The organism is Pseudoalteromonas neustonica (genome assembly GCF_001653135.1).
GTDB lineage: Bacteria > Pseudomonadota > Gammaproteobacteria > Enterobacterales > Alteromonadaceae > Pseudoalteromonas > Pseudoalteromonas neustonica.
In genome coordinates this window covers 1-14,615 of the sequence record NZ_BDDS01000035.1, presented here as the reverse complement: position 1 = coordinate 14,615, position 14,615 = coordinate 1, and the positions used below count along the sequence as shown (strand labels likewise).

Sequence of the window (14,615 nt, the reverse complement as noted above, 5' to 3'; positions counted from 1 at the left end):
CCTGAAACGAGTTTAACCATTCAGTTGTCCTAGTGACACATTTATGTGTCCCCATCGTCTAGAGGCCTAGGACACCGCCCTTTCACGGCGGTAACAGGGGTTCGAATCCCCTTGGGGACGCCACTTAGTTATTTTAAGTAATGTATAAGGCAGTGTGACACCGCACTCTTTATGCACGACGTTAACAAGAGTACTAATCTCTTGGGGACGCCACTTACTTATTTTAATAGGGAAGTGCAGTGTTATTAAGAAAGCTCGCCTGAAACGAGTTTAACCATTCAGTTGTCCTAGTGACACATTTATGTGTCCCCATCGTCTAGAGGCCTAGGACACCGCCCTTTCACGGCGGTAACAGGGGTTCGAATCCCCTTGGGGACGCCACTTACTTATTTTAAGTAATGTATAAGGCAGTGTGACACCGCACTCTCTATGCACGACGTTAACAAGAGTGCTAATCTCTTGCGGACGCCAATATATTATTTTAATAGGCAAGTGCAGTGTTATTAAGAAAGCTCGCCTGAAACGAGTTTAACTATTCAGTTGTCCTAGTGACACATTTATGTGTCCCCATCGTCTAGAGGCCTAGGACACCGCCCTTTCACGGCGGTAACAGGGGTTCGAATCCCCTTGGGGACGCCACATTACTTATTTTAAGTAATGTATAAGGCAGTGTGACACCGCACTCTCTATGCACGACGTTAACAAGAGTACTAATCTCTTGCGGACGCCACTTGCTTTATATATTTTTATATAAATGAATGAACAGCAAGTCAAGTTTTATTAAGAACAACACCAATTAGCTATATATCCTATCTATATAATATTTTTAAACCAATACGCTTTAAAACCATTCTATTTAATTAAAAAATAAAATAAATTTAATCTCCTGAAAAATAATAAATAAACACCGATAAATAATACTAATTTAGATTTTACTTATCTATCAAACCCCTTATTGATGTATTAATTTAAATTTATTTTGTGTACTAGGGCGTGTTGACCTTTCGTGATTGATTTTGCAGCAGTATGCTTGGTATTTAGGCAAGGCAGCGCCTATGCAGTGTGGTTGTTCCCCATAAATAGGCGATAACGCAGTATAAATGGCAAACATGCGCTGCCCAAAGGGTTCTTCCAAGGGGCGATTAACTCTTTGTTGCCTACATGGAAGTAGGTAAGGGGCGTGAGCAGGACGCACAAGCTTTGCTCGGTTTTTACTTATTCTCACATGGATGTGAGCCAGTAGAATAACGCAGGAGCAGTTATCGAGCCCGCTAGGTTACAAACCTCGCGCCGCGATTAAATCGTCCCTAGGTTGAACAAATTTCAATCCACAAAGGTCAACACGCCCTAGAGCAATCATGTTTTATTACAGTCACACTTAGTTACAAACTACGGTAGTTGTTCGTTTTCATTCACTTGTACCCAGCTTAATTAAATCATAAACTCCATGAGTTAATTAAAAATGGATAAAAAAATGAAACTCACAAAAATTGCTCTAGCCGTTTTACTCACCACAGGCCTGGCTGCTTGTAATAGCACAGATACAACAGATAAAAATACACAAGCCGCAGCAAGTCTACTCCCAGGTATTACACTTATAGAATCAGTTACAGCAAATGCAGCTGAGATTAATATCCCATATAAAAAATACCAACTAGCCAACGGCCTGACGGTGATTGTTCATGAAGATCATTCAGACCCTTTAGTCCATGTGGATGTGACGTATCATGTTGGTTCAGCCCGTGAAGAGCTTGGTAAATCAGGTTTTGCCCATTTTTTTGAGCATATGATGTTTCAAGGCTCTGAAAATGTAGCGGATGAAGAGCATTTTAAAATTATCACTGAAGCCGGTGGTACGCTAAATGGTACGACTAACTCAGATCGCACTAACTATTTTGAAACAGTACCGGTAAATCAGTTAGAAAAAATGTTGTGGTTAGAAGCTGACCGTATGGGTTTTTTACTTGATGCTGTAACGCAAGAAAAGTTTGAAGTACAACGAGAAACAGTTAAAAATGAACGTGGCCAACGTGTAGATAATCGCCCGTATGGTCGTTTAAATGAACGCGTGTCACAAGCTCTTTACCCAGACGGTCACCCATATTCTTGGCCGGTAATTGGTTTTATGGACGATTTAAATCGCGTCAATGTTAACGATCTCAAAGCATTCTTTTTACGTTGGTATGGTCCAAATAACGCAACTATTACAATTGGTGGTAATATCAGCGCGGAAGAAGTATTACCGTTAGTTAGCAAATATTTTGCACCGATCCCGCGTGGACCAGAGGTTGATAATGCAGAAAAACGAGCGGTAACTCTTGATGCTGATCGTTATATTTCAATGGAAGATAAGGTTCACTTACCATTGTTGAGTATTAATTATCCAACAGCCTATGCACGTCACGAAGATGAAGCACCACTTGATATACTCGCTGAGATTATTGGTGGCGGTAATAATTCAATCTTATATAAAAACTTAGTAAAAACCCAACTTGCAGTACAGGCGGGCGTTAGCCACCCATGTCGTGAGCTTGCATGTTCATTAAGTATCTATGCTTTACCAAATCCAGCATCAGGAAAAACACTGGCTGATATGGAAAAAATTGTTCGTGATTCATTTACTGAGTTTGAACAACGCGGTGTAACGCAAGATGACTTAGATAAAGTGAAAGCAAAAATAGAATCGGGTGCAATTTTTGGATTGCAAAGCGTCTCAGGTAAAGTCTCTCAGCTTGCAGCATTTGAAACCTTCACGGGTAACCCTAATTACATTAAAGATGACATCGCTCGCTATAATAGCGTTACAAAAGCGGATGTAATGCGTGTATTTAATGAATATGTTAAAGACAAATTTGCAGTGATCATGAGTGTAGTGCCTGAAGGGCAACCTCAGTTAATTGCAGCTAAAGATAATTTCACTCCAATTTCTCATGATTTCGGTGGTCCATCATCAACAAGTGCAGACGACTTAGTTGCTCGTAAGGCAGTTGATACATTTGATAGAAGTAAACAACCAACGGCAGGTAAAAACCCAGCTGTGGATGTGCCTACATTATGGCAAACCACGACCAACAATGGGATTGCGGTATTAGGAACTCAAAGTACTGAAACGCCAACGACTTCTTTACTTATTAAAGTGCCTGGTGGCCAATATAACGAGCAAGCTAAAAAAGTGGGTCTTGCTTCTGTGACCGCCGCATTGTTAAGTGAATCAACACAAAATTATACAACAGAGGAAATGAGTAACGCGCTTGAAAAACTTGGAAGCAGCATTCGTATCTCTGCAAATAGCACGCACACAAATATATTTGTTTCAAGCTTAACAAAAAACCTTGATGCGACTTTAGCTTTGGTTGAAGAGAAGTTATTTAATCCAGCTTTTAGTGAAGATGATTTTAATCGTAACAAACAACAAAGCATCCAGAACATTCAACATGCAATGAAAGATGCAGGTTATTTAGCAAGTAACGCGTACAGTAAATTGCTTTATGGCAATAGCATTGCAGCATTGCCAAATGGTGGCACGTTAGAAAGTTTAGCCGCTATTAACCTTGATGATGTAAAAGGGTTTTATCAATCAAACTTTAAACCTCAGGGCAGTGAAGTAATCGTAGTATCTGATTTAGATCAATCTGCATTACAAGGCAAAATCAAAAATACGCTAGATAATTGGCAAGGCAAAGCGCCTGTATCTACAGCTAAGTTTGAAGAGCCAAAAATTGCAGGAAATGTAATCTACTTAGTAGATAAACCAGATGCACCTCAGTCTGAAATTCGCATTGGTAAGCGCGGTATGATTGAAGACATTACTGGTGAGTTCTTTAAATCTAACCTAATGAACTTTGCAATTGGTGGCAATTTTAATAGTCGTATAAACTTAAATTTACGCGAAGATAAAGGTTACACCTACGGTGCACGTACGCGTTTTTGGGGCGATGCAACATCAGGTGGTTTTACAGCATCTGCTGCAGTACGTGCAGACTCTACAGCAGCCTCTATTGTTGAATTTACTAATGAGCTAAATAATTATGCTCAAAATGGTATTACAGATGATGAGTTGAGCTTTATGCGTCAAGCGATCAATCAAAAAGATGCGCTTAAATATGAAACACCTAATGCTAAGCTAGGTTTCCTTGCTCAGATATTGGAACATGATTTACAGCCAAGCTTTGTTAAAGACCGTAATGAGATCGTAAGCACAATAAGTAAAGACGAAATTAACGCGTTGGCTGCAAAGCATTTAAATACCAAAGAGATGGTTTACTTAGTAGTAGGCGATGCTAAGACACTTAAACCTCAGCTAGAAAAACTGAGTATGAAAGTAGTTGATTATACTTTTTAAACTAAGTAGTCATTCGTATACCTAAACCACCTCAATATGCGAATTCTGCATCTTGAGGTGACTTGGGTACAGTAATAAAAAGGCAGCCTTTCGCTGCTTTTTTATTACCTAAACTTAAGTGACAAAAACTTATCCTAATCGTATTAAGATTAGAGGGATTACTACCGTATAAGGAGATTAGCTCGAAAGCGATTTATAGTAAGCACAAAAAAGCCAGTCATAGACTGGCTTAGTGATGAAGAGGGCGTGTATTAGTTACAATAGTTACCATCAACAAATGTTAAGTCATTAACGTGTGAAGGGCCAGCCATTACAAAAGTTGCTACCGCTGTATTTTGGTCTAGTTTGAAGATGTTTGCATTTTCACCTTTTACACGACCAGATACATAGATAGTTCCGTCAGTGGCAATAGCAATACCGGATGCTTGTGCAACGCCATGCTCACCCACTAATGCAAGTTCCATGGCGCCTTCATCAAGGGTATACAACGCTTTACCCGTTAATACATACAATACGTTGTTATCAGCAGAGTAAGCGATATCACCATCAGCGAACGAATCACCAGGGAATGTTAATTTACCCAAAACTGTTTTATCACCCGTTTCGATATTAAAGTCATACATGTACGTTTTGCTCGTTGCACGTAAGTTCATGCCATCAGCGCTCATTGCAGAGCGGTAGATAGGGTATGACGTAGCAGATGCAACAAGTGCTTGTTCGTTAGTGGCAAGGTCAAGTGACAGGATTTGTGACGCTTTAGTCGACTTATCTAACTGCTCCATGAAGTACAACACGCCATCGTGTGATGCAATGTTTGATGCTGTATTAGATAAACCGGCAACAGTAGAGTACGTGTTATCTTTTGTATCGAAATGGTAAACAAACCCGTCTTCGTTAGAGCCAAAGTTATTAATACCGTATAAGCCTGATGCGCATGTTGCAGTTACTTTTACATCATCAATAAATGCCCCCAGCTTATCTGAATCACCCGCACCTACAAATTTCAGCTCAGTTGCTGTTGAGCTTGCTTTTACAGTGTACGTGAATTTTTTCCAGCCTTTCGTTGTTGCATTTAGAGTGTCAAGTAACTGGCCATCCCAATAAACTTCAGCTTCATTTGTTGTTTCGTTACCGTTTATACGTGCTGAGTAATAAAAGCTTACTTCATAGCTGTGGTTTTCTTCAGTAACAAGTGTTTGAAATGCACTGTAGTTAGCCGTTGAGTCAAGCTCGATGTATTTAGTACCATGTTGGGCTGCAACAATGTTAAGTGCATTTGTTTGGATTTCAAATTTAGCGTTAGCTGAACGTTGCCATCCAGAAAGATCATCTAACAAGCTCCAAGAGCCAGAGAAGTCTGCAGTGTCTTCGAAAGAACCGTTTGCAACTAGATTAGGGCCGGCCATTGTCAATGTTGACGCAAGTAATAAAGGTAGAGCTGCAAACTTAAAGATTGGTTTTTTCATGGTATTTCTCCTGCCAGACTAATAAATCTGATTTTGTTAACAATTTAATTACTTAATATAGTACTATTGTGCTGCATCTTTAAGTGTTGGTCAAATGTTAAACATGGTTGTTTTCGCAATAATAAGGGTTTATTTTATTTTTTGACTAAACACTCTATCTGAAACAGTAGGTTAGAGAGGGCAAAAAATATAAAAAGAATAGTGTGTTTTTATAGGCAATTAAACAAGGGAGAATAACGAGTGAGCCATTAGGGTGGGCTGTTTAATATACACTGATTATTAGTAACTAAAGAATGTTGAACTTTGCTTAACCTGTTGCGGGTAGGGTAGGTGTGAGAGTTGCTTGAGTTTGATGTTTTGTGCAATGCTTATATAAGTTGTTAGTATAATTATACTAAGGCGAACAGGTAAAGGTACGTAAATACCTTTACCAGATTGAATCAAAGGGTCGTGTTATCTTTTGTTTGGATCAGCTCAATGGCGTAGCCATCAGGATCTTTTACAAAAGCAATTTCAGTCGTGCCACCTTTTACAGGGCCAGGCTCTCGGCTAACATTACCACCAGCGGCTTTTATATCTGCGCAGGCTTTATAAATGTCGTCAAACTCAATCGCGATATGACCATATGCATTGCCTAAGTCGTAGTTGTTTGTATCCCAGTTGTAGGTTAGCTCTAACACAGTGTTATCTTTTTCATCGCCATAGCCTACAAAGGCAAGCGTGTAACGGTATTCTTGGTTATCAGCACGACGTAATTCTTTCATGCCCAATACTTGAGTGTAAAACGCAATGGATTTGTCTAAATCAGCGACCCGTAACATGGTATGTAATAAACGCATTTAAGCATCCTTATTTTGTATTTAAATTATTTTAATAACATCAAATCCATAACTTATAGTTCAGAGCTCTGAATTCTTCGTGTTCTTAAAATATCAATAATTCGATTATAAATAATACCTGAGAGCATGACAGTATCATTACCATTAGTATTTATAAATTGCACAACAACAGTGTCGATATCTTTATGATAACGCGCAATGCTTGAATACCCCAAAACCCAGCCTGTATGCTCATATTCGTAAAGCGAAGCATATAATACTTGTTCTTCAAAGGTGAAAAATGTGCCGTTATTTAATGCAAGTATAAAGCGGCCCACATCGTTAGCAGTAGCAACATAGCCTTGATCAAGTGTTTTAAAATCATTCTTATAGCCAACATAATAGCCACTCATTAGCTGATCTATATTTACGTCATTAATAGAAGCAAACGTATTCGTTAAGTCATTAGGAGCTAATATTTCAGCTTTAATAAATAGATTGTGATCATAACCCAGCACATTAGACATGATCCTACGCAGTAGTAGGTAATTGGTATTTGAATAACCGTAATCAGTATCGGGGCTAAAATCAGCAGGAGTGTCTAGTATCAAGGCTAAGGGATCAGGGTATGAAACTGACCAATCATAGTTAGGTGTATCTGTGTAATTAGCTATACCACTGCGATGTTGTGCCATCATGCGCAGTGTGATTTTATCTGCGTTTTCTATTCGGCCATTTAACGAGGGTAGATAGTCAGCCAGGGTTTTATCCACATCAATAAGCCCAGCACCAGCCAATTTAGTTAATGCCGATGCGTCATACAGCTTACGAATGCTGCCAATTTTAAACAATGCGTGAGCGTAGGCAGCTATTTTTTTATCTCGATCATGCCAGCCTTGCACAAAATATTCAGGTTGTTGCCCTGATTTTTGAACATAGACAATAATGCCATCCATCCCTTGCTCAATAGCATCGATTGTTTGATCTTGAACGGTCGTGGGCAAAGGGGATAAATAATATAAAGCAAACTTCCAAGGGGCAAAAAAGTATATGCTAGTGAGGGTAACAATCAGAGCAGTAATACGCATAAGTGTGAGCGTTTTTTTGTTCTTTAATTGCATCATTGTATTCCCGCTTCATTTATTATTTTAGTGTGTGGGTGACGTTACTTAATGTACTAGGCATAGCTTTAGCAGCTATTGATGGCACGAACTTAGTAGCAGCAATGCCTAACGACACTGCTGCACAGCTATAAGAGTTGTGATTGTTAAAGGGTACCTTTACTTCTTAACCTTGCCCTTAAGAACATAGATCTCGCCCTCAAAACTCCCCTGAATTGTCAACCCTTGTCCCGCCAGCTCCTTCAGATATTCTATATGATCTTCAGTGATATGCTGACCCGGAACCAACAGTGGAATGCCCGGTGGATAGGGCGTAACTAAGCCGGCACAAATACGGTTGTTGCTTTTGCTGATAGGCACAGATTCGCGCTCACCATAGAAAGCATCGCTTGGAATACACGCCAAATCTATGGCGGGTAAACTCTCTGGTAAACGAGAGCGTCTCGTCGACGTTGACAGTTTTACCTTACCGCTGTCGAGCTTCTTTAACGCATTGTACAGACGAATGATCTTTGAACGCGTGCCGCCAAGCGTGAGTAAAACCAAGATGGTGCTGTGAGTGTACTTCTCTATTTCTAGGCCAATTTCATCTAACAGAAATTTATGAATATCTTTTAATGAATAAGGTAATTCGCTAATGTCGATGAGAATTTTTAGTGGGTCGTGACCCATGTTATCACCACTAAAGTGTGGAAATATTTCCATAAAGTCTTGCTTACCTAGCACTTTAATGTGGTTGAGCGAGGCCATCTGTTGTTTAAATTCTTCCACGTGGTTCAACAAGGCATTAAGCAATTTATAGCCTTCCATCTCCAATTGCTTTTGGCACACGTCAAGCGACGCTATCAGCTGATACTTTGGCGATGTGCTGGCGTAAATACTGTAAATTTCTCGAAAGAAATCGGCATCGAAATCAGGATCGTTTACATGAATATAAGACGCCTGAGAAAACGCCGATACCACTTTATGCGCTGAATGGGTGATATAGTCCGCCCCAGCATGGATAGCAGAATAATAACGTAAGCTAGGGTGAAAAAGAGAGTAAGCGAACCACGCTTCATCTATAAACACTTTAATACCATGTTGATGGGCAAACTCTACCACTTGTTTTAAATCGCTCAGTAGGCCATCGTAGGTGCAACCAGTGAGAACCAGTAATTTAGCATCGGTGTTCTGTTCTATCGCTTGTTTAATGTCGGCCAACGACGGCGGCGCGAAGATGCCATATTTAGGGTTTAAAATGCTCGACAAATAAATAGGGAAACTAGCTGATTGCAAGATGCCATAATGCACAGATTTATGACAATTGCGGTCGATAATCACTTTATCGCCCTTGCGCAGCAGTGTCTGCAAGATGATTTTATTTGAGGTTGACGACCCGTTCGTCACGAAATAAGTATGCTTAACTTCAAAGGTCGCCGCAGCGGACTCCTGAGCACGGCCAATCGTATTGGTGCTGTCTGACAATGAACCTAACGAATCAACTGATACGGATAGGTCGCCAACGAATACATTGCGGCCATAAAACTGATAAAAATCTTTGATATAAGGGGAGTTTCTAAAACTAGAACCGCCACTATGTCCAGGTGTATGCCATGAGTCGTTAGATTCGCCAACATAACGGCGATACGCCGTCCAGAATGGGGTCTCTGCTCGGTCATCAAAGTCGTTGATCATATAACCTAAAATCGCTTCTGGATCAGAAATCACCTCATCTTTAAAGAAAAATGATTCGATCTCCCCCGACTCGTTGACTATCTCCAGTCCTTTCGTATCGTCGCCGATAACATAAACTGGCAATTCAAGACGGATACCTTTTAACTGCTCGATAAAGCGGCTATACGTTCGTTCGCCAACTTTGTTGTGTACATCCCAACTGAGAACAACGGCTTGAATATCACCATCTTCCTCAACACATTCCAATGCTTGCTTAAGTTCAAGGCGTTCAATTATATCAATATGAACATCACTTCGTTCAAAATTAGGGATCGTTTTCGACAAATTCGTAGAAAGCTCTTGCAAGGTGGCAGGGTCTTGCTCAATTAACAAGATACGAAGTAAAGGTAACATAGGCGTTTTCGCAATAAAATTTCATAATGCTCAACAGCATAACTAAAGGACTGAGACTTGTGAAATTAATACTTTTAAAATGTTTCATTAATTATGCTATTTCAGTAACACGCCACGCAGGTGTAACGCCCATGGAGTATGAGCCAATGGTGCACATCGGCTTTAAATTATTTATGTACAACTTTTTCAAGTTTTTGTTCAACCGCAGCAACATCTTTATCCATAGCAAGTTTGGTACGATTAAATAGACGGGAAATATGCGTATTTACGGCTTTAGTTAGCTAGCCAAAGAATGATTAAGGTAGATATAAAATATCTCTAATTGCACAAGGCTGATTTGTGTCAGTAGCACACGGTCAATAATGTGATGTATAAAGTCTAGATTTAGCTTTATGTCTCAATAAGAGCTTTATGCTGTAAGTCGTAAGCATTAAGTTTACTGAGTGTTAAATTAAGCGACGTAGGTTGGATTGAAGATAGCGAAACTCAACGAAACAATATTCAACCAAATTAGCACCAGTATTTAGTAGCATTATCGGTTGTTTTAAATCAGCTCAGATAAGCTGCTCAGTAATATGGTGTCTGAAGGCAAGGTTTGACCCCCTCGATTCTTCGAGATCATTTTTTCACTTAGTCTGTCTGACTTAAAGGTGTAGGTAATTCACTTGTTATGCATTTGGCGTAATTATTCAATATGTCCAAGTACAATGTATTTAGACTGCAGTGGTATTTCCTTATATCTAGAGAAACGAATGTCATATTTAAAATACTTACCTTATTCATTAGCACTATCTTTATTTTGTATTACTCATCTCACAGCCATTGCTCAAACGACAGAATCACCTGATCGCAGTTATACTGGCTTTGAAGATGTGGATGTGGCGCAACCAAAATGGGAGTATGGTTTAGCCACGGGTGTTATCGACGCACCTAACTACCCTTCGTCATCGGAGCGAAACTTTACACCGCTAGCACTTCCTTATTTCATTTATCGTGGAGATACTTTTCGAATAGGAGAAGAAGGTGCAAGAGCTGTTGTAGTAGAAGAGCAGAAATTCGAACTTGATTTGTCCATAGATGGAGCCTTAGCTGCGGATGCTGACAATAACTCCCTTCGTGATGGTATGCCAGAGCTCGATTTTTTATTTGAAGTTGGACCGCAATTAATTTATCGGCTAAGAGATGTCAACTTTACAAAAGGGGGGAAAGGCAGATTGAATTTAAGATTGCAATTACGTAGCGTATTTTCAACCGATTTTGAGTCCATTGATAGCCGTGGTTATGTATTCGAACCGGAAATATCTTACCAACAACGAAACGTACTGTTTACCAATACAGCAATGGACGCCTCATTAAGCTTGGTGTTTGCTTCTGACAAGTTACAAGATTATTTTTACGGTGTGTCTCCTGAATTTGTTACAACTGATAGGGCTGCTTTTGATGCATCTAGTGGTTATTTAGGCGCCGAACTATCTGCAGGAGTATCCTTTCCTATTTATGACAATATTAGGGGCTTTGCTGGAGGTAGTATCAATTTCCATCATGGCGCAGCAAATCAAGACAGTCCACTATTTGAAAAGGATGTTACCTACAGTGTTGGGGTCGGATTAGTTTGGCGTGTTGGTAAGAGTGTTCTGCTAGCCAAGTAGATAGGTTGACTTGGTAAAGAAGCTAACACATTTTGGCTTCATCTATCATATGAACATATTCGCTAGGATCTGTTGAACGTTCGAGGTGAGATTTAAGCTAAAAGGTCACGTATGAACATTATTTCTCCAAAAAAATCGATAGGCGAACACATTCCTTAAACAACACTTAACGGCGATGAAAACTTAAGATGGGTGTCATCTTAAGCTCTACTGGGGGAGCTCAATGACCCTACAAATTCATAAACTCACGCAGTATTTACGCGGCTGGGGACACTACTACCTAATAGCCAACGCTTATCAACTAACAGTGGATTTAGATCATTGGATCCGCCGTAGGATAAGGATGTGCTACTGGCGACAATGGCGCACTTTCCAAAGGAATAGCCCGCACCAAAGTACGCAGTTTAATGAAATTGGGTGTTAGCGAGCGACTCGCCATAGCCGGTGGTATCACCAGTAAAGGCCCTTGTAGAAGCTCAAAAACAAAAGGAATTAACATTGCGCTAGGCAATGACTACTTAGCGTCACAAGGTTTAGTGTCATTGAAAGATATTTGGATCAATATTCATTACGGGAGATGAATCGCCCATTGCGGACCCGCATGATGGGTGGTGTGGGGGCTGGAGGTTAGAGACCTCCGGCTACCCGATTAAGTTTCATTTTTGAACCGAAGATAATACATTTTCAAAAACACTAGGGATAAAACATCCATTTGTGAGGTTTACCATTGATTTACTTACTATCGAATACTTTAGCTCACCATCTTTTCCTGTTCTTGAAAATTCTTTCAGTGCGCCATATTTTTCTTTGATTAGTTTTTCTAATGTGTGCCCTTTCATTGTCAAATAACGAGAATCCGTAAGCAACGTTCTTCCTGATACGTAAGAAAGCTCCACTTCTTTATTGTTTTCTTCACCTAGCACCTTAAAAATAAAACGATTTACTGACTCTTGTAGTAGTCCGATATCATTTAGCCAATCTGACCAATGAAGTTCAACACCACAAATTAGGGACATAGTAAATGAATCAGGTTTATTAGTATGAAGCAATAAAAGTATGCATATTGGATCAAGGGTAATATTCTCGATTGAGTATGAAAAGCCTGAGGCTAAAACCGAAACTTGCTTGGAAGGTTTATTTTTCAAATCCCAGTCAATTATTCCTCTTACTGTTTTATTATCCCCCAGTTCTAATGCCTCTACCTGACCAACAACTTGTACACAATTACCAACACCGTTTATTGATTTTATAAACTCATTCAATAGATCTTCATCAGCAATTTTTAAAATCTGTTTAACCTTATCTTTTAACTGCTGTTCTGGCATTTTAGGGCCTGAGCTTACAAAGTTAAGTGAAACTTTAGGATCTAAGCAATTTGAACTATGTAATAGTTTTGTATAGATAGACTGATATACATCAGCATCATATTGGCTTTCGACAAAAACCTGCCTTCGATTCTCTGGATTAATTGATATTTGAGTAACACCGTCTAATAGTTCAGCAACACCTTCATCTTTAGTAACTGGAGAAATTGAGTTTTCACTAACAATATATGTACTATTTTCTGGTGACAAGGCGACAGTTGTTGGAGAGTGTGTGGTAATTAATATTCGTGATTTAAAACTTTCAGAAAATTCAGCTAGAACTCTGTACATTTTAACGACCATCTGAGGATGTAAAAATGCATCAGGTTCATCTAGCAGTAGTAATTTTGGGGCTTTCACGGCAGTGTGATCATAATATTGACTGTTAAATAATGTTAATGCCAACCAAAGCAAGGTTTTTTCACCTGATGATAAGGCATTGACCGCAACAGGAAGGCCATTATCTTGCTGTATGAGTGTGGCATTATACGAATAACTTTGTGACTTAATATCGGGTTCAGAGAATTTAAACTTATAATCAAAAGTTGACTCGATAATTTTATTTATGATTTTCCATGGCTCACCTCCAAATCTTTTTAAAAATGATTCTTCGCTGAGATATGGAACATCTTCTTCCTCTTGCTCTGCACAGTATCTATTATACTTATTAAGTTTTTTACGTTGAATGTATTGATTACATATACTCGATATATTCTGAGAACCTAGAACACTATGAACATGGTCTTCGAAATGCACCTTAATTTCATCATGTGTTAATTCACTTGGTGGCTTGTTTAAATATTGGCTAATTGAATTACATAATCTAAAAAGTGATTCATAAGGCAATGAACCTTCTTGCATCCTTCCATAATTTCTAGCTTTTTCTTCAGAAAAAGGAGAGTCGAAATCTTTTTTCATTCGATCAAACATTTGGAGTGATGAAGTTATTTTCGTCTGAAACTGGCCGTCATTATATGCTCCACCAAAATTAGGAGTTAATTGAGCTTGCCCTACAAGCATAATTTCTTGATTTGTAATCCTATGACCGGCCAAATCAACTACTGACATTTGTTTTTGGATGCTTTCTAAAAGACGTGTCTTACCACATCCGTTTCGGCCTGTAAGTACAACCAAGTTACCGTTATGATTAAATGATTCAGACAATATGAATCCATTATGTATTGTTTGACCCGATATACTAATAGGCACGGTAATCTCCCTTGAAACTTAACATTTTAGTATTTATGCGACACGCAGTTTGTGTTGCATAATCGCTTGTTGGACTGAGGCGCTACCTGCTCGGTATATCAGAGTTGGTGTTGTTTATGCTATGGGAATTTGTTTTTTATGGCCTAAGTGATATCAAACCAATTTCATTGGCGTGTCTATCGTATCTAAGCTATCCCTGCGTTGCTCAGCGTTTATTATGAGTTCATTAAACCTAATGTTTAACAGTTAAGTAATGATATTTTTCTCACGCACAGTCGCTATTAGCCTGAGCAGTTAAGCTGGTTAACTAGTTGATTTGATAAAGCAAGGCTGCTAACTCGTCCGCGCTATTTTAGCCCGAATTCATTATGCAAGTGCACCACTGACCATAACCCACCAATAAATATGACATTCTGAAATATTTGCTAATGTAGTAAGTGCGACCAAACTCATTATCGAGGGAATTCAGAATGTCTTACGAACATCTTAACAGTTTCGAACGAAAAGCTATCTACTATCGATTCAATAGTGGCGAAAGCTGCCGATCCATTGGTAAACTATTAAATCGACACCATA

Annotated in this window: 8 protein-coding genes, 3 tRNA genes and 2 pseudogenes; 7 read left to right on the top strand and 6 right to left on the bottom strand. The window is 39.2% G+C overall.

The window, feature by feature from the left end; all coding sequences use genetic code 11:
• Positions 1–47: 47 nt before the first annotated feature.
• The 4 genes from A7967_RS21660 to A7967_RS21645 all read left to right on the top strand — a co-directional run bounded on the left by A7967_RS21660 (position 48) and on the right by A7967_RS21645 (position 4,342).
• Positions 48–123 (top strand) — tRNA-Glu (locus A7967_RS21660).
• A 182-nt stretch (positions 124–305) separates the two neighbouring features.
• Positions 306–381, top strand: a tRNA-Glu gene (locus A7967_RS21655).
• A 182-nt stretch (positions 382–563) separates the two neighbouring features.
• Positions 564–639, top strand: a tRNA-Glu gene (locus A7967_RS21650).
• 835 nt (positions 640–1,474) lie between these two features.
• Positions 1,475–4,342, top strand: a complete 2,868-nt coding sequence (locus A7967_RS21645; protein ID WP_054206920.1) for a M16 family metallopeptidase — start codon at positions 1,475–1,477, stop codon at positions 4,340–4,342.
• A gap of 251 nt (positions 4,343–4,593) precedes the next feature.
• Here A7967_RS21645 and A7967_RS21640 read toward each other — a convergent pair whose 3' ends face one another.
• From A7967_RS21640 to A7967_RS23520, 5 genes and pseudogenes are all read right to left on the bottom strand, one after another.
• The gene (locus A7967_RS21640; RefSeq protein WP_054206919.1) at positions 4,594–5,808 is read right to left on the bottom strand and encodes a DUF642 domain-containing protein; all 1,215 of its coding nucleotides are present in this window, start codon (positions 5,806–5,808) and stop codon (positions 4,594–4,596) included.
• A 440-nt stretch (positions 5,809–6,248) separates the two neighbouring features.
• On the bottom strand, positions 6,249–6,647 hold the full coding sequence (gloA, locus tag A7967_RS21635; RefSeq protein ID WP_054206918.1) for a lactoylglutathione lyase: 399 nt from the start codon (positions 6,645–6,647) through the stop codon (positions 6,249–6,251).
• A gap of 53 nt (positions 6,648–6,700) precedes the next feature.
• On the bottom strand, positions 6,701–7,750 hold the full coding sequence (locus tag A7967_RS21630; RefSeq protein WP_054206917.1) for a serine hydrolase domain-containing protein: 1,050 nt from the start codon (positions 7,748–7,750) through the stop codon (positions 6,701–6,703).
• Between the two features lie 156 nt (positions 7,751–7,906).
• A complete protein-coding gene (locus A7967_RS21625; protein ID WP_054206916.1) occupies positions 7,907–9,817 on the bottom strand; it encodes an aminotransferase class V-fold PLP-dependent enzyme in 1,911 nt (636 codons plus the stop codon).
• Positions 9,818–9,987: 170 nt separating this feature from the next.
• Positions 9,988–10,095 (bottom strand): annotated as a pseudogene (locus A7967_RS23520) (endonuclease III); the annotation flags it as partial.
• Between the two features lie 474 nt (positions 10,096–10,569).
• On the opposite strand from A7967_RS23520, the gene A7967_RS21620 reads away from it, so the two are divergent.
• Both A7967_RS21620 and A7967_RS23680 read left to right on the top strand, forming a co-directional pair.
• Positions 10,570–11,466, top strand: coding sequence for a MipA/OmpV family protein (locus A7967_RS21620; RefSeq protein ID WP_054206915.1), 897 nt, complete (start codon positions 10,570–10,572; stop codon positions 11,464–11,466).
• Positions 11,467–11,677: 211 nt separating this feature from the next.
• Positions 11,678–12,047, top strand: a pseudogene (locus A7967_RS23680) (group II intron maturase-specific domain-containing protein); the annotation flags it as partial.
• Between the two features lie 75 nt (positions 12,048–12,122).
• Here the strand turns inward: A7967_RS23680 and A7967_RS21615 are convergent.
• Positions 12,123–13,994: an AAA family ATPase gene (locus A7967_RS21615; RefSeq protein ID WP_197279094.1), complete on the bottom strand. Its 1,872-nt coding sequence runs from the start codon at positions 13,992–13,994 to the stop codon at positions 12,123–12,125.
• Positions 13,995–14,509: 515 nt separating this feature from the next.
• Between A7967_RS21615 and A7967_RS22930 the strand changes: the two genes are divergently transcribed.
• On the top strand, positions 14,510–14,615 hold a 106-nt coding region (locus tag A7967_RS22930; protein WP_157756425.1), incomplete at its 3' end, for a helix-turn-helix domain-containing protein.

Coding starts and splice junctions, on each gene's coding strand:
- A7967_RS21630 (WP_054206917.1), bottom strand. CDS start 7,750: ATGATGCAATTAAAGAACAAAAAAACGCTCACACTTATGCGTATTACT.
- gloA (WP_054206918.1), bottom strand. CDS start 6,647: ATGCGTTTATTACATACCATGTTACGGGTCGCTGATTTAGACAAATCC.
- A7967_RS21620 (WP_054206915.1), top strand. CDS start 10,570: ATGTCATATTTAAAATACTTACCTTATTCATTAGCACTATCTTTATTT.
- A7967_RS21645 (WP_054206920.1), top strand. CDS start 1,475: ATGAAACTCACAAAAATTGCTCTAGCCGTTTTACTCACCACAGGCCTG.
- A7967_RS21625 (WP_054206916.1), bottom strand. CDS start 9,817: ATGTTACCTTTACTTCGTATCTTGTTAATTGAGCAAGACCCTGCCACC.
- A7967_RS21640 (WP_054206919.1), bottom strand. CDS start 5,808: ATGAAAAAACCAATCTTTAAGTTTGCAGCTCTACCTTTATTACTTGCG.